Origin of the sequence: Micromonospora sp. NPDC004551 (genome assembly GCF_040609975.1) — a bacterium.
In the GTDB taxonomy this organism is placed as follows: Bacteria; Actinomycetota; Actinomycetes; order Mycobacteriales; family Micromonosporaceae; genus Micromonospora.
In genome coordinates this window covers 110,936-133,071 of record NZ_JBEXLM010000013.1, presented here as the reverse complement: position 1 = coordinate 133,071, position 22,136 = coordinate 110,936, and the positions used below count along the sequence as shown (strand labels likewise).

Sequence of the window (22,136 nt, the reverse complement as noted above, 5' to 3'; positions counted from 1 at the left end):
GATGGGGTGGTGGGAAGTTGCTGCGGTTTGGCGGTCTATCGGTAACGGCGTCAGCCGGCGTGCCCGGCCAACCGGCCGGCGGGCCGGGTCAGTGGGGGAGAGCCGCGTGCCAGTCGTGCAGGAAAGCGTCGACCAGGGCATGCGCCCGTGGACGAACGTCGAAGGTCTCCGCGATCCGGCGGCGGGCCATGTGCGACAGGCCGTCGGCGGCCTCGTTGAGGGCGTGCCCGCTGTGCCCCTTCACATGCTGGAAAGACAGGTCCGGCCGATGACTCACCTGATCGGCGAGCCGGACCAGCGTCGGCCGGTCGGCCCACCGGCGCTGGCGCAGGCTGTAGCCGGCCGGCATCGCCGAAACCTCACCGGCCTGCCACCGGCGCAGCCAGCGCAGCGCCACCGTGCTGTCCAGCAGCACCGTCATCCCCGCCGGCGCCTCCTCGTACGCCGAGAGCAGGAAGTCCACCGCCCGCAGCTCGTTGATCAGCACCCGCGACGCCCCGGTCGGGTCGAGCCGGCCCGTGCCTCGGCCACGCAGGCCGTAGTGGCCGTCGCTGACCACGTACGCGATGCCGCCGACGCGGCCCTTCCAGCTGGCGTCGGTCGCGGCAACGACCGGTGCGGAGGCTGCCGCCCAGCGCGTGACCCGGCCGCGACCGCGCTGCTGGTCCGGCTGGCGCCGGCAGGCCGTGCCGTGCGCGGCGGCGAGCCGCTCGGCGGCGTCGAGGAGTTGGCCGGCCGAGTCGAGCTCGTCGTAGTTCGCCGCGGTGAGCGCGAGGGTGACCGCGTCGCCGATCCGCTGGCAGTCCGCGCAGGCGGTGCGGTGGACGTAGCGGCGCAGGGGGAGGGCACGGGCGTGCAGGGGAGTGGGGAGCAGGTGCAGGGCGCGGAGGAACTCATCGGGACGCACGACGCCTCCTGACGTCTCGTAGCCAGCGAAGGGGTAGGCGGTGCCGGCCGCACGGTTGTCAAGACGTCGGCTGCGGCGGTCCTCGGTGTGGAGGTGGTGTCGTGTACGGGTTAGGCGGGCGTGATCGTCCAGTAGCCGTCGGCGGTGATCTGGACGAGCGCCGGCGCGGACAGCGGGCGGGTGCCGGAGTACGCACCGATCTCGTTCACCAGCAGGCCACCCTCGCCGGTCTCGAGCGAGTAGGCGTGGACGGCGAAGTTGGAGGTGCCCTTCCGGTGGGTGATCTTGAAGGCGGCGGCGGTGCCACCAAGCACCAGCACGTCGTCACCCTTGCCGGACGCCTTCCCGCTCGGGAACGCGGTGGCCAGTTGGTCGACGGTCCCGATCGTCAGCGTCCATGATCCGGTCGCCTCGATCTCGAACTGCGTGGTCAGCGAGCCGTCTTCCAGGTTGATCCAGCGCTTGCCGCTGTACGAACCGATCTCGTTGACGAGCAGGCCGTCGCCGTCGCTCTTCAGCACGGTGTTGCTGTTGCACTTGCAGGTGAACTTCACGACGGACAGCTCCGTCAGTTCGCGGATCCGCACCACGTCGTCGCCACGTCCCTTGATCACCTTCGGCTTGGGAGTGGGCGGTGCCGTGGTCGGCGCTGGTTCCGTCGTGGCCGGGGCGGCCGACGTCGGGGCGACAGTCGTCGGTGCTGCGGTCGTGGGCGCCACGGTCGTCGGTGCCGCGCTGCTCGGGCTGGCCGAGGTGGCGGCGATGGATGTCGCCTTGGCATCGTCGTCGCTGCCGAGCGCGTTGATCACGGTGCCGCCGCAGCAAAGGGCGATGGCGAGCGCGGCGCCACCGATCACCAGGGCGCGGGCGGTGGAGGGCTTGGCGGGAGTGGCCGGGCTGGCGAGCGGTGGAGTGGCGGCACCCGTCGGCGTGGGCACGGGCCCCGGCGGTACCGCATCCTGGTCGGCCGGGCCATTGTGCGGCAAGGGCTGGGTCGGGTCGGACATGACGGTCTCCTCTGTGAACAGTGGCGGGGGACAGGAGATGGGCGGGGCGGGCGGTAGCACCCGCCCCGGGTTGAGCGGCTGATCAGGTGAGGGAGACGGTCACGCCGCCGGAGAACGGCGAGTCGTGCAGCTCGAGCTTGGCGAGCTTGACGTTCTTGGGGATGTCGAAGACGACCACGCCGGTGACCTGGTTGCCGGGGTTGATGTCGTTGAGGAACGTCTCGGCGTTCTTGTTGGCGTAGATGGCGGCCCCGCCGTCGGCGGAGTACTCGGTGCCGTTGGCGGCGTACGCCTTCTGGCTGCTGCCGTCGAACATCTGCGACTCCTTGCCGATGTTCTTGACGTTGACCGTGACCAGGCAGAACTGGCCCTGCGCCTTAGCGCCGAGCATGTCGGTGCCGATCTTGGCGACGCCGCACTTGGACGACTTGACCGTGAACTCGAACTTGCCGTCCCGGGCCGGCTGGCCGATCTTCGCGACCTTGGCGGGCTTGTCGTCGCCCTTGGCGCCGCCGGCGTCGGCCTCCCTGTTGGTGGCGTCGTCGGTGGAGCCGGCGCCGCAGCCCAGGGCGACGAGACCGGTGGCGAGCAGAGCGAGAGTGGTGGCCTTGCGCATCGTTTTCCTCCTGCTATGAACGTGACGGCGTCAATGAGAGCATCATCTGTGAACGCTGTCAACAACTATGATGCTTGACAGGTGTGACACACTCCGAACGTGCAGGAGACACCGACCATCACCGCAGCGGAGATCGCCCGGCTCGCCGGTGTCGGTCGGGCCGCAGTCAGCAACTGGCGCAAACGACACGCCGACTTCCCCGCCCCGGTAGGCGGCACCGCGGCCAGCCCCGAGTTCGACTTGGGGCAGGTCGAACAGTGGCTCCACGCCCAGGGGAAACTGCCCGAACTGGCCAGCGCCGACCGGCTGTGGCGGCACCTCGCCGCAGCCAGCCAGTCACCCGCCGCCGGCCTCGCCGCCGTCGGCGCGCTGCTGCTTGCCCGGCAACGCGGTCAACGCCCCGGTCGATCAGCTGAGCCGCAGCTCAAGCCGCTACTGCCCGACATCGACGCCCTCGCCGACGAACTCGGACCACAGGGCGCCTTCGACGCCCTGTGGCAACGGTTCTCCGCCCCCGGACCCGGCCGCCCGTTCGCCACCCCGGACGACCTGGCCGACCTGATGGCCGGGCTCGCCGGCGTCGGTGGCGGCTCCGTCCTCGACCCGGCCGCCGGCTCCGGCGCCACGCTGCGCGCCGCCGTCCGCGCTGGCTGCACCTCGGCGTACGGGCAGGAGATCGACGAGGACCTCGCTCGGCTCGCCGGGCTGTGGCTCGCCCTGCGCGACGTGGCAGGGGAGGTCTGCACCGGCGACTCGCTGCGCGCCGACGCATTCGCCGGACGCACCTTCGACGCCGTCGTCTGCCACCCGCCGTTCGGGGCCACCAACTGGGGAGACGAGGAACTCGGCCACGACCCCCGCTGGATCGTCGGCACCACCCCGCGTACCGAACCGGAGCTGGCCTGGGCCCAGCACGCCCTCGCCCACCTGCGCGCCGGCGGCCACGCGGTCCTGCTGATGCCACCCACCGTCGCCAGCCGCCGCGCCGGCCGGCGCATCCGCGCCGAGCTGCTGCGCCGCGGCGCCCTGCGGGCCGTCATCGCGCTCCCGCCGGGGGTAGCCGCGCCGCACGGCGTACCCCTGCACCTGTGGGTGTTGCGGCGGCCCACGCTCGACGCCCCGCCACCCGCACGGACGCTACTGGTCGACGCCGCCGCTGGCGACTACGGGCGAATCCTCGACACCTGGCGGGCGTTCACCGCCGCACCGGACGCCGATGTCGAGGAAGCCGGCTTCGCCCGGGCCGTCCCGGTCATTGAGCTGCTCGATGAAGAGGTCGACCTCACCCCCGCGCGCCGCCAGCCTGCAGTCGGAGGCGAGGCGACGGGGGAGCATCTGGTACGCACCAGAGAGCGGCTCGCTGCCATAGTCGGTGACCTGCCAGGGCTGATGCCGCAGGTGACGCCGGCGCCCGAGGGTCTGGACGGGGAGTTCCTGTCGGTAGGGGAGCTGGCTCGCGCCGGCGCACTGCAACTGCTCGGCCCGATCCGTGCCTCGTCATCCGAGGGTGGTGAGCCGTCAATGGGCGGGCCGTCGGTGTTGACCGTGCAGGACGTCCTGAGCAGCGAAGGCCCCTCCGGTCGGGACGACGGGCGGCTTGATCAGGAGATCCCGCTCGCGGTCGGGGACGTGGTGGTGCCGATGATCGCGCGGCAGCTCACCGCCCGGGTGGTGACGACTGTGGGGGCACTGCTGGGGCGGAACCTCTACCTGCTGCGGCCCAATCCGGCGGCGCTGGACTCGTGGTTCCTCGCCGGGCAGCTGCGGACGTCGGCGAACGAAAAGCAGGCGTCGAGCCTGTCCGGGACGCTGCGCTTTGACATCCGGCGGGCACAGGTGCGGCGGCTGCCGCTGGACGAGCAGCGCGTGCACGGGGAGGCGTTCCAGCGACTCGACGCCTTTGAGTCGGCAATCCGACAGGCGGCAGCGCTCGGTGCGGAGTTGGTCCAGCTCACGGCAGACGGTTTGGCCAATGGTGGTCTGCGCCCTGAGCATCGTGCGCGATGAGTGCCGGCTTCAGGGTTCAGGCCGGATCGAAACACGTGACTCCCGGCCATCAGGCCAGCACAATGCGCCAAAGGGGCACTAGCAGCGTGATCATCCAACGTTGTACGGTCATGCGTCCGTCAGGCGTGGGGCCGACATGACGGAGCAGCACGGGGCGAGTGTCATCGTGAGGGGGACGAATGACGCTGGGTAACATCGGCGGCTATGAGTTAGTCCGACCGCTCGGGTCGGGCGGCATGGGCGACGTGTTCTTCGCCGTGTCGCCGACCGCGGACCGTGTCGCGCTCAAGGTGATCAAGCAGCACCTCGTTGAGGAGCCGACGGTTCGGGATCGGTTCGCTGCGGAGGTCGACAGCCTCAAGCTGGTCTTCGGCTCGCGGGTGGCTCGCCTCGAGGACGCCGACCCCTTCGCGAACCCGGCCTGGCTCGCTGTCGAGTACGTCCCCGGCGCCACGCTGCGCCAGCACGTCGACGCCCGTGGCCGCCTCGCGCTGCAGCACGCCGCGATGGCCGGTGCGATGCTCGCCGACGGCTTGGCCAAGGTGCACCAGGTCGGGCTCCTGCACCGCGACCTCAAGCCGCAGAACATCATCCTCGGCCCGGACGGCCCGAAGCTCATTGACTTCGGTCTGGCGGTGCTGGTCGACCGTGAGCACTTCCTGACCGAAGCCGGAGCCCTTGTCGGCACGCCCGCCTACATGTCTCCCGAACAGGTCCGGGGCGAGCGGGAGTTGACTCCCGCCGTCGACATCTACGGCCTTGCCGCAACACTCGTCTTCGCGCTCACCGGGCATGGCCTCTACCCGCCGACGAACTCCTGGAACCTGCTGCTGCGGATCACCGAGCCAACCGACCTGCCTGACCTTTCCGGTGTGCCGGCTGAGCTGGCGCCGTTGCTCGGCGCGATGCTGGCGTTCGACCCGACCGCCCGTCCCGGGCTGGACACCGTCCGCACGCGGCTGCTGGAGGTCGCCACGGCAACCAGCGGCAGGACGGCCCTCGAGCTGCGGCAAGAGGTCGCCGCGCTCACCTACGACGGAGACACGGAGCTGCTTGTTCCGCAGGGCCTCGAAGATCCAAAAGAAGAGCCCGAGGATCTGCCCGTCGTCGAGGAGCAGAGCACCGTGGAGGCGCCGGAGACGACGCCCACGAAGGTCGAACCCGTGGGGGCCGCCAATCCGCCTGTCGATGTCAGTTGGCTGGTCGACAAGATGCGCCGCCAGTACGCTCGCCGCTCGACCCTGTAGGAAGGCTCCACCGATGACCACCTCCCAGGACGCCACCTTCGCCCCGGGCTCCCGCATCGTCGTCCGCGACGAGGAATGGCTGGTCCGCAGCGTCAAGACCGGCACCGCGGACGGCACCATGATCAAAGCGGTCGGCGTCTCCGAGTTCGTGCAGGACGTCGAGGCGACCTTCTTCACCGCGTTGGACGAGGACATCCAGGCGATGCGCCCCGAGGAAACGGTCCTGGTCCCGGACACCTCGTCCCGGTTCCGGCAGAGCCGGCTCTTCCTTGAGGCTGTGCTGCGGCGAACCCCGCTGCCCCGCACCGAGCGCGGCCTGGCCCTGGCCGACCGATTCCTGCTCGACCCGCTGACCTACCAGCAGCGTCCGGTCGAGCTTGCCCTGTCCGGCCTGCGGCCACGAATCCTGCTCGCCGACGTGGTCGGTCTGGGCAAGACCCTGGAGATCGGGCTGATTCTCGCCGAGCTGATCCGCCGGGGCCGGGGCGACCGGATCCTGGTTGTCTCGCCTCAGCAGGTCCTCGAACAGTTCCAGCGGGAGCTCTGGACCCGGTTCGCCATCCCGCTGGTGCGGCTCGACTCGACCGGCATCCAGCGCATCCAGCAGGAGATCCCCGCCGGGAGAAACCCGTTCACCTACTTCAAGCGGGCCATCATCTCCGTCGACACGCTCAAGGACGCCGGCCAGTTCGGCCATCACCTCGACGCGACCGCCTGGGACGTGGTCGTCATCGACGAGTCGCACAACCTCATCAACAAGGGCACCCAGCGCAACGAGCTGGCCCGCCGGCTCGCCGCGAAGACCGACGCGCTGCTGCTGGCCAGCGCCACCCCGCACAACGGCAACCGGGAGTCCTTCGCCCAGCTGATCTCGCTGCTCGACCCGGCGGCCATCGCCAACGAGAAGGAGTACGAGGCCAAGGACATCGCCCACCTCTACCTGCGCCGCACGAAGATCAGCCCGGAGGTACGCGACCAGATCGGCGACCGGTGGGCCGACCGTGGCCCATCCCAGGCGGTGCACTGCCAGGCCAGTCCGCTCGAGGAGCAGATCTTCGACGAGCTGACCGACGTGTGGCTGGCCGGCAAGTGGAGCGACGAGGCGATCACCGGTCAGCACCGGCTCTTCCCGTACACGCTCTTGAAGTCCTTCCTTTCCTCCCACCGGGCGCTGCACGAGACGGTGAAAAACCGGTGCAAGAAGGCCGCCGGCACCGAGCGGGTGGCGCTGGACCGGCTCGCGGAGCTGACCTCCGCGATGACCGACCGCGACTCCAGCAAGCTCCGGCAGCTGGTTCAGGAGCTGAAGAAGATCGGCGTTGGCAAGGGCAGCGACACCCGTGCAGTGGTCTTCTCCGAGCGCGTGCCGACCATCAAATGGCTCGCCGAGATCGTCCCCGGCCTGCTTGGCCTCAAGCCGAACGCCGTCCGGGTGCTGCACGGCGGCGTCGCCGACCAGGACGAACAGAAGATCCTCCAGGAGTTCGAGCTGGCCGGCAGCGACGTGCGGCTGCTCTTCACTGGCGACGTCGCCTCCGAGGGTGTCAACCTGCACCAGCAGTGCCACCACCTGATCCACTACGACATCCCGTGGAGCCTGATCCGGATCGAGCAGCGCAACGGCCGCGTCGACCGCTATGGCCAGAAGCACCAGCCTCAGTTCCGCGCGCTCATCCTCACCTCCGACCGCGAGGACGCGAAGGACGACCGTACGGTCTCCCAGAAGCTGCTCGAGCGGGAGGAGAACGCCCACCGCAGCCTCGGCAGCGTGGAGGCCGCGACCGGCCAGTTCGACGCCAAGGCCGAGGAGGACCGGCTGGTCCGCGACCTGCTCAACGGCAAGACGGTGGACGAGTCCTACGAGGCCGCCCACGCCGAGATCGATGTGATGGCCGACCTCTTCGGCGACGTCGGCACCGCCCCCGTCGCGGCGGACGTCCCCCAGGCCCGGGTGCCGAAGCTCTTCGACTCCACGCAGGATTTCGTCGACGCTGCCCTGTACGAGATCTATGAGGACCGGCCCGAGGACCACATCGACCTGCGGCGCGAGGACGAGCTGCTGACCTTCCTCGCCCCCGACGACCTGGTGCACCGGCTCACCGACCTGCCCCGCTCCTACCTGCGCTCCCATCGCGAGGGTGAGGACCTGCGGCTCAAGGTCACCTTCGACCGTAAGCTGGCCCAGCGCAAGCTCGACCAGGTCCGGGAGAGCAAGACCCCGATGTGGCCGGAGATCTCCTTCCTCAGCGACGTCCACCCGATGGTCGACTGGCTGGTCGACAAGGTCCTCATCCGCCTCGGTCGCCAGCAGGCCCCGGTCCTCACCGCCGACGTGACCGCACCGACCTACCTGATCCAGGGCGTCTACGCCAACCGCCTCGGCCAGCCGACCGTCGTTCAGTGGATGGCAGTCTCCGGCCTGCCCGCAGCCCCGGAGATCCGGCCCATGGACGAGGCGCTCCGTGAGGCCAACGTCGGACCGTCGATGGTCAACCGCGCCGAGGTCGTCGCGCTCCAACCGTTGAAGCAGCTCCTGCCGCAGGCCGTCGATGCCGCCCGGATTTACCTAGAGGGGAAGCGGGACGAGTGGGCGGAGGCCAACGCCGAGCCGCTACGGAAGTACCGCGAGCAGCTGACGCACTTCCAGCAGGCCAGCCTCTTCGACGAGTTGCCGGCGTCGCATCGTGAAAAGCGCCGCCAGCGTGTCAACGCCACCGTCCAGGAGCAGCACGACCTGCTCGACCGCTTGGAAACCGACGGCGACCCGCTGCTGCGGGTCCTCGCCGTCCTCGTACCGTCCCCGGAGAGTGCAGCATGAGTTTCGAGTCGCTGACCAACCGCGGCGAATACCTCTCCGCCCACTACCTCGCCGAGATCCTGCCCACCACCCTCAAGGGCGGCCTGCTCAAGCAGTGGAGCGAGCGGGAGAAGGCCGGCGACTCGACCCCTCGCACCGGCCTGCGTAGCCTGCGCCGGCCCTACTTCGAGGCCAAGACCGAGCTGGCCGACGACGAGTTCTTCGACCCGGAGCGGCTGCGCAAGCTGCACCAGGACCTGCTGCGGGCGCTCGGTTTCGAGCCGCAGCCCCAGACCATCACCGTCGAGCGGGCCGGCCAGGAACAGCAGATCAAGGTGGCCCATGCCGAGTTGACGACCGCGCACGGCATCGTGGCGCTCGACTGCGGCTGGGCAGTCGACACCGAGGCTGCCCAGGACCCGGACGACGCCGGCCGCCTGCTCGACCCGGTCACGCTGGCCGCGAACGACACCATCGACACCGGCGCGAAGCTCGCCTCCTGGATCTTCGCCGCCGAGACCCCACCCCGGTATGTGCTCATCCTTAGCGGCGGCGTCATCACGCTGGCCGACCGCACTGCCTGGGGCGAGGGCCGCTACCTCGCCGTCAGCCTCGACACCGCTTACGGCCGCAACGACGACAAGGAGTACGACGTCGTCGCCGCCCTCTTCGGCGCCGACTCGCTGCGCCCGCCCGCCGAGGGCGGCACCGAACCCCTCGCCGACCTGGTCTCCGGCTCCCGCCAGCACGCCGTCGGCGTCTCCAGCGAACTGCGCGAAGGTCTCAAGGTCTCCGTCGAACTCATCGCCAACGAGGTCCTCGACCGCATCCGGCAGGCCGGCTACCAGCCGCAGCAGGTGATGGACCTTGACGAGCTGGCCAAGGAGTTGGGCCGCGAAGCACTGCGCTATCTCTACCGGATCCTGTTCCTGCTCTACGCCGAGGCCCGCCCCGAGCTGGGCGTGCTCCCGGTCAACGACCGTGAGTACATCGAGGGCTACAGCCTCGCCCGCATCGGCGACCTCGTCTCCCGCCGGCTCGCCCCCTCCGCCGAGGGCGGATTCCACCTGCACGAGTCCCTCGACCTGCTCTTCCAGATGGTCAACGAGGGCCACCGGGCCCGCGGCGGCGCGGAAATCGAGGACAAGTCCAGCGAGAGCGAGGGCTTGCGTTTCGAGCCTATGCGCTCGGACCTGTTCCTGCCCGAGAAGACCAAGCTCATCGGACGGCTCATCGCCGAGCCCGGCAGCGACCCCGACGACCCCGACGGCCCGAAGATCGACACCCGGCTGCGCAACAAGGTTCTCTACCAGGTGCTGCGCCGGCTGATGCTCACCAAGGGCGCCAAGAAGCACCGCGGCGGCTTCGTCTCGTACGCCCAGCTCGGTATCAACCAGCTCGGCGCCGTCTACGAGGGCCTGATGTCCTACACCGGGTTCGTGGCCACCGAGCAGCTCTACGAGGTCGCCAAGAACGGCGACCCGAAGGATGGCTCGTGGATGATCCCGGCCTCGAAGGCCGATGAGTACGAGGATGGCGTCTTCGTCTACAAGGAGGACCCCTACACGGGCGTGCGTAGCCGGGTCAGCTACGCCCCCGGCGCGTTCGTCTACCGGCTCGCCGGGCGAGACCGGCAGACCAGCGCCTCCTACTACACGCCGCAATCGCTGACCGAGGTCACCGTCCAGCTCGCGCTGAAATACCGCCTCGACCAGGACGGCTCGGTCACCCCGGCCCGGGAACTGCTGGACTGGACGATCTGCGAGCCGGCGCTCGGCTCAGGTGCGTTCCTGAACGAGGCGATCAACCAGGTCGCCGCCGAATACCTGCGCCGCCGCCAGAAGGAACTCGACACCACCCTCGACCCGGAGCAGTACCACCTGGAACTCCAGCGGGTGAAGGCGCACATCGCCCTGCACAACAGCTATGGCGTCGACCTCAACCGCACTGCCGTCGAGCTGGCCGAGGTTTCACTCTGGCTCAACGTCATGCACGCCGGCCTCCAGGCACCCTGGTTCGGCCTGCACCTCCAGCGAGGCAACTCGCTTATCGGCTGCGGGCGCAAGACGTATGAACCGAAGCAGCTCGCCGACAAGTCCTGGCTCACCACCGCACCGGCCGAGAAGCCGTTCCGGGACGGGCCGATCGACGAGGGCGTCATCCACCACTTCCTACTCCCCGCCGACGGCTGGGGCGCGGTCGCGGGGGAGAAGGAAGCCCGGGAGCTGGCACCGGAGGAGACCTCCAAGCTCAAGGCATGGCGTACGGCGATAAAGCGCGTCCCGTCGGCCAAAGGGAAGAACTCGCAAGTCAAGCGGTTGCAGGCGCTCGCTCGGCGGGTTGAGTTCCTGTGGGGCCTGGTGCAGGAGCGGCTCGCCATCTCCGAGCGGGAGATCCGCCGCGACATCAAGGTCTGGGGCGTCGACGACCTGCCCGAGGTGCGCGACGCCGTTGCTCGGGAGAAGATCCTCGCCGACCTGACCGCGCCCGGCACGCCGTACTGGCGGCTGAAGACGCTGATGGACGTCTGGTGCGCGCTGTGGTTCTGGCCGCTCGACAAGGTCGGCCTGCTCGACGGCTCCGACCCCGCGTACCCGGCCGAGCCCGTCCGAGTCTCGCACGTCAAGGACGTGCCAGCGTACGAGGACCCTGTGGTCTACGAGGTCGCGGACTTCTTCGGGAACCTGCAACCGCAGCAGATGATGCTGCCGAATAGGTCAGCCGGCACCCGGCGTATGACCGTGGCGGAACAACTCCGCCAGCAGGTGCCGCTGACCAACCTCGACGACTGGCTCACCTTCGCCGAGGGCCTCATCGGCCGCAGCGACGTGGACGAGGACAGCGAGCGGTTCTACGGCCGGAAGTTCGACAGCCTGGCAGAGATGCGCGAGTTCGAGCAAAAGCTCGATGGTGTGATCGGCGTGGACTCCCCGTGGATGCTGTCCGACCGGTTCCCCTGGCTACTTGCCGCTGAGCGGATTGCCGAGCAGCAGGCATTCTTCCACTGGGAACTGACCTTCGCCCAGGCATTCGCCCAAGGCGGCTTCGACCTCCAGGTCGGCAACCCGCCGTGGGTGCGTCTGGACTGGGATGAACCGGGTGTTCTTGCCGAATGGTATCCATGGTTCAGACTCGGCGCTGGTTCCTCAGATGACCTTTGGCGTGCAAACAAAATTTCGTTACTTAGTCAACTGACCACGCGCAACCAATATTTGGTCCTGATGGCGGAGAATTCAGCTTCGGTCGCCTATCTCGGGGGTGCGACGACATATCCCCTTCTTGTAGGGACGCGGCCGAACCTCTATCGCGCCTTCGCAATAAGGTCTTGGGGCAACATCTCGCATTCGGGTGTCTGCGGGCTTCTCCATCCGGACTCTCATTTCACCGGTGCGAAAGAGGGCAAGTTGCGCGCTGCCTGCTATCGGCGTCTTAGATTCCATGCGCACTTCGTCAACCAGCGGACGCAGTACCTATTCAGCGAGATTGACCATCATGTGGAATTCGGTATCCATGTGTATGGGGGGCGCAAGCGCATCGCGTTTCGCCAGGCTGCGTACCTTTACGATGCAACCACCCTCGTTGGCTCCCTGGTTCATGACGGGTCAGGAGACCCTCCTGGGGTCAAGCGTGATGGAGAATGGGACTTGCGCCCTCACGCTTTGCGATTGATCGACGTAGACGATGAAGTATTGTCCGAGTGGCGCCTGCTTGCAGGCGACCCCAAGACGCCCCTCGAGGAAGTGAAGTTACTGTATCCGGTCAGTGCCGTCGAGCAGGATGCTATCAATTCCCTGGCGGATTTTGAGCTTAGGCTGGAGCGTCTGAAGATCCAAGTAAGTAGCGGATATAACGAGACCAACGGCAAGCGTGAGGGCTTGATCCGGTGGTCTACGTCTGATCCTCGTAGCTGGTCGGAGGTGGTACTTCAGGGTCCGCATCTCGGAGTAGCAACCCCTCTTGCCAAGCACCCCAATGTGCCCTGCCGGAACAACAATGATTACGAGACCTGGGACCTGACTACCGCACAAGAGGATGCCGTTCCGAGGACGAATTACCGTCGGGCCTCCGGTCTCGACCGCTATTGTGCTGCCCAGGATCGATGGAACGGTCGGCCGTACACTGAGTACTTTCGCCTGGCCTGGCGGGAAATGATCGCCCTGAACAACGAGCGAAGCCTTTTCGCTGCACTCGTGCCACCCGGACCTGCTCATATTCATGCAGTGCGAACGATGACTCTGGGGGATAATTCCGCTACTGCTCTTCAGGCTGGCTTTTTTGCGGCGTTGCCCTTGGACTACCTTCTCCGGATCTCGGGACGAGGTCACTTGGATGTTAACGAGGTAAAGGCCATGCCTGCCGCCGTCAAGAACCACCCTCTGGCGTCGGCACTGCTTCTTCGCGCCCTCAGGTTGAACTGCGTCACCAACGCGTACCGCGACTTGTGGCGTGAAGTGTTCGACGAGGCGTGGTATGTAGAGGGCCATTGGGCGGCGGGCTGGCGCGGTGTGGCGCCCTTGAACGAAGGCTTGTCCCGTGAGTGGCACGTCTCCACGCCGCTGCGTGACGAGCGATCCCGGCGTTCAGCACTCGTTGAAATCGATGCCCTAGTGTCAGCCTGGATCGGGATCGACGCGGACGGACTCCTTGCGATTTATCGATCTCGTTATGCCGTCCTTAATGGCTACGAGAAAGATATGTGGTTCGACGCCGATGGCCGCCGGATTGCCCGGGAGTTCCATGCCCAGGGCGTAAACCAGCCAAAAGATGCGTTCAAGCAGCTGATTTCGTACTTGGACAGCCCGGATCAAAATCCGGTGCCCGACGGATATGTGGCGCCGTTCTACAAGGCGGACCGGGAGACCGAGTATCGGCAGGCGCATGCCGTGTTCAGCAAGCGCCTCCAGGATGCAATTGAGGCGGGATGGCAGCCGTCATGAGGCCGACCCTTGCCGCCGACACCCTGCGCCGCGCCCTGACCCAGTACCTGGCCACTACCTTCGGTCTGACTGAGGAAGGCGTACGCCGGGGCCTGGAGGACTTCCTCTCCCACCCGGAGCAGGGCATTTTCCGCGGGCCGTACCTGCGGATCCGCACTCCCTTCCGCCCTGCGGAGGGTGGCTGGCGAGCGTGCCTGGACTGGGCGCCGGCCGGCTTCACCCCCTACCTGCACCAGGCGAAGGCGTTCGCCCGGCTGTCAACCAGGGGCAAGGCCGCCGAGCCGACCCTGATCACCACCGGCACCGGCTCTGGCAAGACGGAGTCGTTCCTGATTCCGGTGCTCGACCACTGCCGCCGGCAGCGGCAGCAGGGCAAGGCCGGCGTTAAGGCGATCCTGCTCTACCCGATGAACGCCCTCGCGACGGACCAGACGCAGCGCATCAACGAACTGCTTGCAGACCCGGCGCTCAATGGGGTCACCGCCGGTCTCTACATCGGCGACGTCGCGGCCATCGAGTACCAGCACGTGATGACCAAGCGGTCGGAGATGCGCCGGACCCCGCCGGACGTCCTGATCACCAACTACAAGATGCTGGACCTGCTGCTCCAGCGCGCTGACGACCTTCCGCTCTGGGAGGGGGCCGAGCCGGCGTACGTGGTGCTGGACGAGTTCCACACCTACGACGGCGCGCAGGGCACGGACGTGGCGATGCTGCTACGGCGGCTCGCCGCCGCGCTCGGCCTCGCCGAGCCGGACCGCCCGTTGGGCCCGATCTGTCCGGTGGCCACCTCCGCCACGCTCGGTGAGGGCGGTGGCCGGGACGGCCGGACGGCGATCCGTGAGGTCGCCGAGCAGGTCTTCGGCGTCTTCTTCGACGCCGGGTCGTTGGTGGGGGAGGACCGTTATGAGCCGGGCGAGTTCATGGTCCACCAGGACTTCAGCCTGCCGCTGCCCAGTCCGGAGCAGCTCGCCGCCGTCGACGACCGGGACCCCGAGCGGATGATGGCCGAGGTCGCCGAGCTGGTGGTCGGCGAGCCCTGCCTCAACGATCCGGCACGCCTCGGTGAGCTGCTGAGACATCACCCGCTGACCAAGGCGGTGCTCGACTCGCTTCAGACGCGGCCGTGCACCCTCGACGAGATCATCGATGTGCTGCCCCGCAAGAACGCCACCGGCTGGGGCAGCGCCATGAGGAGCAGGCCGGTGGTCACCGCGAAGGCTCTCGCCCGATTCGTCGGCCTGCTCTCGATGGCGCAGAACCCGCAGGCACCGGGCCGTCCGCTGCTCAACATCGAGACCCACCTATGGGTACGGGCCGTCTCCCGGCTGCTGCGGGGCACCTCCCACCAGCCCGCGTTCGGCTGGTACGGCGAACCGCCCCGAGAGCTCGACCCGTATGCCCCCGATGCCGACGTTGTTGTCGCCGACAACCGCAACCCGCGCCTGCCGGCCATCTACTGCCGGCACTGCGGACGGGCCGGCTGGATGGCGCTGTCGCCGGAGAGGGATCCGCAGGAGCTGGAGATCGACCCGGACAAGATCTACCGGGCAAGCGTCGGCCGGGACAAGCGCCGGGTCCGCGCGTTGATCGTGGCGACTGACGATGAGATCCGGCAGCGTTCCGCCGGCCTGCTGGTCCTGGAGTACGGCCGGCGGGTGCGCCCCTTCGACGAGCAGCGGGACAGGAAGCCGAGTGAGGACGAGGTGGTCGTGCTCGGCGACATCCTCGCCATCGACGCGGCCGAGAAGGATCGCTGCCCGTCCTGCCAGATGGACCACGGCATCCGCTTCCTCGGCGCCGGCCTGGCCACCCTCGCATCGGTGGCGATCACCCAGCTCTTCACCGGCGGCGAGCTGGACGAGCACGAGAAGAAGACACTGCTCTTCAACGACTCCGTTCAGGACGCCGCACACCGCGCCGGCTTCGTCGCCAACCGCTCGTACGCCTTCTCCCTGCGCTCCCTGCTCGCCAGCCGGCTGCACCCGGGGCAGGCGGTCGGACTGGATGACCTCTTCGCCGAGATGATCGAGGCGGCGGCGCGACCGGAGATCCTCTCCACCGTCGTCCCGCCGGATTTGCACGACCAGCCGGGTGTCGACGCCCTGCTTGCGGGAGAGCACACCGGCAGCCGGGAGACCTGGTCGCTGATCAGCGAGCGGCTGGTGTTCGCCACCGTCATGGAGGTCGGGCTGCGCTCCCGTCAGGGGCGCACGCTGGAGCTCACCCGTAGCGTCGGCGTCGAGGTTGCCCTCAATGATCCCGCGAAGGCCGCCGCGATTTGCCGGGACGTACACCTGACCCGCCCTTGGCAGCTCGGCGGCAAGCCGCCCGACGACGCCCGCTACCTCGCGTTCCTTCGCGGCCTGCTGGAGCGGCTGCGGACCCGCGGCGCGGTTTACCACGAGTGGCTGGCGCCGTACCTGAAGCGGGGCGGCACCCGGTGGCAGGTGTGGGGCGGTCGCCCGGCCGGTCTGCCCGCCTTCCCGAGGGGGGTCTCGGCGCCCGCGTTCCTGCTCGCTGCGCCGAAGGCCCGCTCCGAGTTCGACGCGATCACCGCCCGCGGCAACTGGTACCAGGACTGGACGTTCCGCTGCCTGGGCCTGGACCTCGGCGACGCCGGCAGTTACCTCAGCCGGCTGCTGCCGGCCCTGGCCGCCGCCGGGATCGTGGCCGCTGGCGACACCGAGGACGGCAACCAGGTGTACGGGTTGATGCCGGGCCACCTGCGCGTCACCCGGCTCGACGACACCGCTGCCGTGCTGGCGGGGGTGGGCTGCGACACCTGCCACTGGCAGCAGACCGAGCATCCCGACCGGGTCGCTGACTGGGTCGGCCAGCCCTGCCGGCAGTACCGCTGCCGCGGGCGGCTTCAGCCCGCCCACGACGACACCGCACCCGACGACTACTACCGGCGGCTCTACCTGGAGAGCGACGTGTTCCGCGTGGTGACCGGCGAACACACTGGCATGCTCACCCGCGTCCAGCGGGAAACCGTCGAGCAGCAGTTCCGCGAGGGTCAGCGGTATACCGATCCGAACGTCCTCTCCTGCACGCCCACCCTTGAGATGGGCATCGACATCGGCGCGCTCTCCGCAGTCGTGCTGGCGTCGCTCCCTCAGGGTCCGGCAAACTACGTGCAGCGGGCCGGGCGCGCGGGCCGCAAGAGCGGCAATGCGCTCGTCCTCACTCTGGTCGGCCGTAGCGAGCGGGACCGCTACTACCTGACCGAGCCGAGGGACATGATCGTGGGGCAGATCGTGCCACCCGGTTGTTTCCTCTCCGCCGTGGAGATCCTGCGCCGGCAGTACCTGGCCCACCTGATCGACCTGGCCGCGCGCGGCCGGCTGCCCGGGGTCCTGCCGATGCCGCGACGGGCGCACGTCCTCTTCGGCCCGAGCGGCTGGCTCACCAACCTCGCCGAAGCCGGCCGGCGCGACGGGGCCCGGCTGGTGGAGGACTTCCTGACGCTGTTCGGTGACAAGGTCCTGCGGGCCGCCGCCGACCAGCTCCGGGAGTTCGCGGTGGACGGCATCGTGCACCGGGCGAAGGAGGCCGACGAGACCTGGGAGGAACGGCTGGCCGACCTGCGGCGCCGGCTCCAGGAGATCGCCACGGCCCGCGGCACCCTGGTGCCCAGCGACCCGGACCACGCCCGCGAGATCAAGATGCTCACGGCGGAGGAAGCCGCGGTCCGTCGCAGGCTGCGGGAGGTCAGCGCCGCCGCCGCCCACGGCACCCTAGTCGAGTTTGGGCTGCTGCCGAACTACGCGCTCATCGACAGCCGCACCGACCTCGAAGCAACCCTGACCTGGGAGGAGCAGACCGACGGCGACCGCCGGTTCCACAGCGAACTGCGCGAGTACGCCCGCCCCGCCCGCCCGGCCCTCGTCGAGATCGCCCCCGGCAACAGCTACTACGTGCGCGGCTACAAGCACGAGATCTCCGGCCTCGACATCGGCCCGGCCGACCGGCCCGCGTACGAGCAGTGGCGGGTCTGCGCCCAGTGCGGGTACGTGCGCACCCACCTGGCCAAGGAGGACACCAGCCCGTGCCCGCGCTGCGAGGACGGGGGCATTGCCGACCACGGCCGGCTGTTCCAGGTACTCCAACCGACGCGGGTCTACAGCCGGGACAAGCGCGACGACGCCCGGATCCGGGACGACAGCGATGACCGAGACCGCCGCTTCTATGCCACCAGCGTCGCGGTCGACATCGACCCCGCCAAGGTCGAGTCGTCGTGGCGGCACGCCCGCGACACCTTCGGCGTCGATTACAGCCGGCACGCGATGATCCGCCACTTCAACCTCGGCGCCCAGCGCTACGACCGCGCCGCCGAACTCTTCGCCGGCGAGGAGGTGCGGATCAACCGATTCCACACCTGCACCTCATGCGGTGGCACCACGGTGGATGGCACCCCGGCGGCCAGCCAGCAGCTCGCCGCCCAGGCCTCCGGCGCGACCGTCATCCAGGGCGCGGAGCACCACTTGCCGTGGTGCCCTTACCGGCGGTCGGCGGCCGGCCCGGACAGCCACGTGGACCTGATCCTGGCCCACGAGCTGGAGACCGAAGCGCTGCGCATCCTCATCCCGGCGGCGACCGCGATGGTGCAGGAGCGGCTGCTGTCCTTCGCCGCCGCGATCCGGCTCGGCATCGCGGCCCAGTACGGCGGCGAGCCGGCCCACCTGCAGGCCGTCCCGGCCACGATGCCCGACGGGCACAGCGAGGGCACCCGCAACTTCGTGGTCGTCTACGACACCCAGCCGCAGGGCACGGGCTACCTGCACCGTCTCGCCAAGCCGGACGAGTTCCGGGCGGTCCTCGAGCTGGCCCGGCAGCGCATCGCCGACTGCGACTGCCGGCACGAGGCAAAGCCGGTGTGCCACCGCTGCCTGCTGCGCTACGCGCGCAACGAGCATTTCGCCTTCATGAGCAGGCGTGAGGCGCTGGACATGCTCGAGAAGCTCCTCGACAGCTGGGACGTCGAGGAGGGCACCCGCACCGACGAGATCTCGCTGATCCACCAGGTGGAGAGCGAGCTGGAGCTGCAGTTCCTGAACAAGTTGCTGGCCCTCGGCGAGACGCCGGGCTCCGGGCTGCGTATCGACCGGCGTACGGATCACGACGGCGCTCGGATCGCGGACCTGAGGTTCGTCAGGGATGGGGGCCAGAGCGTCACGCACTGGCAGATGAAGCTGCAGAATACGGTCAAGGGCACCCGGCCCGACGTGCACTTCAAGCGCCTCGACGCGCCGGCGCCGGAGGTAGCGGTCTACCTCGACGGGTTCAAGTACCACGCCTCTTCGCAGTACAACCGGCTCGCCGACGATGCCGAGAAGCGAGCCCGGCTGCGTGCTCACGGCTACCTGGTCTTCGCCGCCACCTGGGACGACGTCAAGACCTGGGGGAGCGCTGACGGGCAGGGGCGCTGGACGCCGTACGGCGGGGTCTGCAAGCAGACGGCGCGGGAGCGGTATCGGCAGTTCCTCCCCGGTGCGGACCCGGACGAGCTGGAGGAGGCGATCTGGACCAACCCGATCGAGCAGCTGATGCGCTTCCTCGCTGACCCCGATCTTGTCCGTTGGCAGCGCCGAGCGGAGGCGACCCTCGCGGGCATGCTCAAGCAGGCCCGCGACAACAGCCCCACCGACTCTGCTGGAGTCGGTGAGCGGTTGCTCGCCTCGCTGCGCGGCGAGCCGCTACCCGCGCCCTCGCCGCAACGCCACATCATCGTGGGTCGCGCTCGTGACAACGCGGATTGTCCCGTGACGGTGGTCGTGGACAGCCGGCGCAAGCCACTGCCAACGTGGTCGGCGTTCACCGTTGTCGACGATCTGCCGGCGGCGGTTGCCGGCGAGGGGCACAAGGAGCGTTGGGCGGCCTGGCTCGCCTGGGGCAACGTCATCCAGTTCCTCGCCAACGGCGGCGGTGACGCCGGCCAGCTCGCGGTCACCACCCTAGGCGCCTTTGATCCCGCGTCGATGGCGGTCACCGAAGGGACGGGACTGGTGTTGGCCCAGCGGGCGCTGCCGCTGGACGAGGAAACCGCCACCTGGCTCGGCGTCGCGCCGCAGCAGGTGGCGACCGAGCCGGAGCCGGTCGACAACGAGTCGCCGTGGCACGAGGTACTGCAGTACATGGACCGCGACGAGACCACGCTGGAGCTTCTCGTCCAGCAGCTCGCGCGGCAGAACCTGCCCGCACCGGTCGTCGGCTACGAGCTGGGCGATCAGGCTTGGCCCGCCGAGCTCGCCTGGCCGGATCGGCGGATCGCCATCGTGCTCACCGGCCGGCCCGACGATCCGGAGACGGAAGATCGCGACCGGGCGTACGCCGAGGCGGGCTGGCACGCGCGAACCGCGCGGGAGTGGTCGATCGACGAACTGGCGGCACAGCTCACGGGGACGAGTGGGGGAGAGAGCTGATGAGCACCGGAGCCACCCTGCGGATGCTGGACCGCGCCGACAAGGAGGTCATGAAGCTCACCCGCGCGGACATCGGCGCGGTCTACGAGTTCATGCACAAGTTCCGGCACAACCCGGAGAATCCCGGGCTCAACCTGAAGGCGCTCAACGGCGACTCCCGGCTGATGTCCGCGCGGGTGAGCAAGGACTACCGTGCGCTGCTTCTCCACATCGCGGACCGGGATTATCTGCTCGTCGCGGTCAAGCATCGCGGCGAGGTGTACGACGACCTGTCGCGGTACGCGTACCGGATCAACCGGGTCACGGGTGGCATCGAAGTCGTCGACCTGGCGCCGGTCGGCGATAGCATCGTCGGTCGGGTCGTACCTCCGCCCGCGGACCCGGAGCCTGCGCAGAAGCCACTGTTCGACGCGTACACCGACGCCCAGCTCCTGGAACTGGGGGTCTCCGAGCCGCTGCTGCCGCAGATCCGTGACCTCACCACTGAGGCCGAACTGCTGGAGCTACTGGACCGGGCACCGCAGCTCACCACCGACGTCCTGTTCGCGCTCTTCGACGGCACCCCCTACGACCAGGTGCTCCAGCAGGTCACCGACCCGGTACGCGCCGACGAGCCGGTCGACCCGGAGGACTTCGAAGCGGCCGTGCAACGGCCGGCCACACAGGTCACCTCCGACGACGAGGCGCTGCAGGCGATCATCGGCGAGGCCTTCGAGCGGTGGCAGATCTTCCTGCACCCCACCCAGCGCAAGCTCGTCGAGAAGAGGTACAACGGCCCCACCCGGGTCGGCGGCGGTCCCGGCACCGGCAAGACCATCGTCGCGCTGCACCGGGTCGCCCATCTTGCCCGGCAGCTGCCGCCCGGCACGGACAAGCCCATCCTGCTCACCACCTTCAACCGCAACCTCGCCGCCGACCTGCGGACCCGACTGCTGGCACTCGGTGGTCAGGAGTTGGTCGCGCGCGTCGACATCGTCAACATCGACCGCCTGGCCAGCCGGGTGGTGAGCGAGGCGAAGGCGGGTGGCAGCCGGCGGGTCGTCGACGACAACCGGGTCTCCGAGCTGTGGAGCGAGTTCCTCCTCGAGACCGGCGAGTCCGGCTGGGACGCGGAGTTCCTCACCGCCGAGTGGACCCAGGTGATCCTCGGTCAGGTGCTCAACTCCCGGACCGAGTACTTCAAGGCACGCCGCCCCAACCGTGGCCGGAGCCTGACCCGGGTCGAGCGGGACCAGATCTGGCAGTTGACCGAGCGGTTCACGACGTGGCTCGAGAGTCGCGGTGTCTGGACCTGGCGCCAGGTGGCCCAGCGGGCAGCGCGCCTGGAGATGGATCGCGCAGCGGCTTCCAGCGAGTCGTCCGGCGGTTTCTACCGCCCGCGCTACCGGCACATTGTGGTCGACGAGGCGCAGGACCTCAGTGCCGCCCACTGGAAGATGTTGCGCGCCATGGTGGCCCCGGGGGCGGACGACATGTTCCTCACCGGTGACACCCACCAGCGCATCTACGACAACCACGTGACCCTGAGCAGCCTCGGCATCAACATCCGCGGCCGCTCGTCCCGCCTTACCCTGAGCTACCGGACCACCCGGCAGATCCTTGCCGACGCTCTGCAGATCATGACCGGAGAGGTGTATGACGACTTGGACGGTGGCGAGGAGGACCTGGCCGGCTACCGTTCGCTGTTGCGGGGCGGCCGACCGGTGTTCCGGGGCGCGGCTACCTGGGCGCAGGAGCGGGACCTCATTTCCGAGCAACTGCGGGGATGGGGCAACCCGACCGACGGCTCGGTGGCCATCTGCGTCCCAACCAGAGAACTCGCGGCCGACGTGATCAGCCGACTCGAAGCCGACGGATTACCCGCCGTGGAGATCGGGCCCGACGGTCCGAAGCAGCCCGACGGCATCCACGTCGGCACCATGCACCGATTCAAGGGCCTCGAGTACCAGCGCATGATCATCGCAGCCGTCAGCGATGGCCTCGTACCCCGGCAAATGATCAGCCGCTACCGGGACACCGATCCCAAGCGCTACCAGCGCGAGCGCCAACGGGACCGGTCCCTGCTGTTCGTGGCCGCCACTCGGCCCCGTGACGAGCTCGCGGTGTTCTGGCACGGCACGCCCAGCCCGTTCCTGACCGCCCGCCTCGTACAGCGACAGCTAACGTAAGTGCCGCCCAGGCAGGGACGGCGTG

General features: G+C 68.8%; 9 protein-coding genes. 6 read left to right on the top strand and 3 right to left on the bottom strand.

Annotation, left to right across the window (positions count from 1 at the left end):
• Positions 1 to 88: 88 nt before the first annotated feature.
• The 3 genes from ABZW14_RS17640 to ABZW14_RS17630 all read right to left on the bottom strand — a co-directional run bounded on the left by ABZW14_RS17640 (position 89) and on the right by ABZW14_RS17630 (position 2,530).
• Positions 89 to 907 carry an RNase H family protein gene (locus ABZW14_RS17640; RefSeq protein ID WP_355347097.1) on the bottom strand — a complete coding sequence of 273 codons (819 nt, stop codon included), beginning with the start codon at positions 905 to 907 and terminating at the stop codon, positions 89 to 91.
• Between the two features lie 110 nt (positions 908 to 1,017).
• Complete coding sequence (locus tag ABZW14_RS17635; protein WP_355347094.1) at positions 1,018 to 1,914, bottom strand: hypothetical protein; 897 nt, start codon at positions 1,912 to 1,914, stop codon at positions 1,018 to 1,020.
• 82 nt (positions 1,915 to 1,996) lie between these two features.
• Positions 1,997 to 2,530: a DUF4352 domain-containing protein gene (locus tag ABZW14_RS17630; protein ID WP_355347091.1), complete on the bottom strand. Its 534-nt coding sequence runs from the start codon at positions 2,528 to 2,530 to the stop codon at positions 1,997 to 1,999.
• A 99-nt stretch (positions 2,531 to 2,629) separates the two neighbouring features.
• Between ABZW14_RS17630 and ABZW14_RS17625 the strand changes: the two genes are divergently transcribed.
• The 6 genes from ABZW14_RS17625 (at position 2,630) to ABZW14_RS17600 (ending at position 22,111) form a co-directional block, all read left to right on the top strand.
• On the top strand, positions 2,630 to 4,537 hold the full coding sequence (locus tag ABZW14_RS17625; protein ID WP_355347089.1) for an N-6 DNA methylase: 1,908 nt from the start codon (positions 2,630 to 2,632) through the stop codon (positions 4,535 to 4,537).
• Positions 4,538 to 4,716: 179 nt separating this feature from the next.
• Complete coding sequence (locus ABZW14_RS17620) at positions 4,717 to 5,784, top strand: serine/threonine-protein kinase (RefSeq protein WP_355347086.1); 1,068 nt, start codon at positions 4,717 to 4,719, stop codon at positions 5,782 to 5,784.
• 13 nt (positions 5,785 to 5,797) lie between these two features.
• Positions 5,798 to 8,602 (top strand): helicase-related protein, encoded by a 2,805-nt coding sequence (locus tag ABZW14_RS17615; protein WP_355347083.1) that lies wholly within the window; start codon positions 5,798 to 5,800, stop codon positions 8,600 to 8,602.
• Positions 8,599 to 13,518, top strand: coding sequence for a class I SAM-dependent DNA methyltransferase (locus ABZW14_RS17610; protein WP_355347080.1), 4,920 nt, complete (start codon positions 8,599 to 8,601; stop codon positions 13,516 to 13,518). The genes ABZW14_RS17615 and ABZW14_RS17610 overlap by 4 nt, the downstream gene beginning before the upstream one ends.
• On the top strand, positions 13,515 to 19,943 hold the full coding sequence (locus ABZW14_RS17605; protein ID WP_355347077.1) for a DEAD/DEAH box helicase: 6,429 nt from the start codon (positions 13,515 to 13,517) through the stop codon (positions 19,941 to 19,943). Before ABZW14_RS17610 ends, ABZW14_RS17605 begins: the two co-directional genes overlap by 4 nt.
• Complete coding sequence (locus ABZW14_RS17600; RefSeq protein WP_355347074.1) at positions 19,943 to 22,111, top strand: UvrD-helicase domain-containing protein; 2,169 nt, start codon at positions 19,943 to 19,945, stop codon at positions 22,109 to 22,111. The genes ABZW14_RS17605 and ABZW14_RS17600 overlap by 1 nt, the downstream gene beginning before the upstream one ends.
• Positions 22,112 to 22,136: the final 25 nt, after the last annotated feature.

What these genes read in the sequence shown, in the direction of transcription:
- ABZW14_RS17635 (WP_355347094.1), bottom strand. Translation starts at nt 1,914, where the DNA reads ATGTCCGACCCGACCCAGCCCTTGCCGCACAATGGCCCGGCCGACCAG.
- ABZW14_RS17630 (WP_355347091.1), bottom strand. Translation starts at nt 2,530, where the DNA reads ATGCGCAAGGCCACCACTCTCGCTCTGCTCGCCACCGGTCTCGTCGCC.
- ABZW14_RS17620 (WP_355347086.1), top strand. Translation starts at nt 4,717, where the DNA reads ATGACGCTGGGTAACATCGGCGGCTATGAGTTAGTCCGACCGCTCGGG.
- ABZW14_RS17615 (WP_355347083.1), top strand. Translation starts at nt 5,798, where the DNA reads ATGACCACCTCCCAGGACGCCACCTTCGCCCCGGGCTCCCGCATCGTC.
- ABZW14_RS17610 (WP_355347080.1), top strand. Translation starts at nt 8,599, where the DNA reads ATGAGTTTCGAGTCGCTGACCAACCGCGGCGAATACCTCTCCGCCCAC.
- ABZW14_RS17605 (WP_355347077.1), top strand. Translation starts at nt 13,515, where the DNA reads ATGAGGCCGACCCTTGCCGCCGACACCCTGCGCCGCGCCCTGACCCAG.
- ABZW14_RS17600 (WP_355347074.1), top strand. Translation starts at nt 19,943, where the DNA reads ATGAGCACCGGAGCCACCCTGCGGATGCTGGACCGCGCCGACAAGGAG.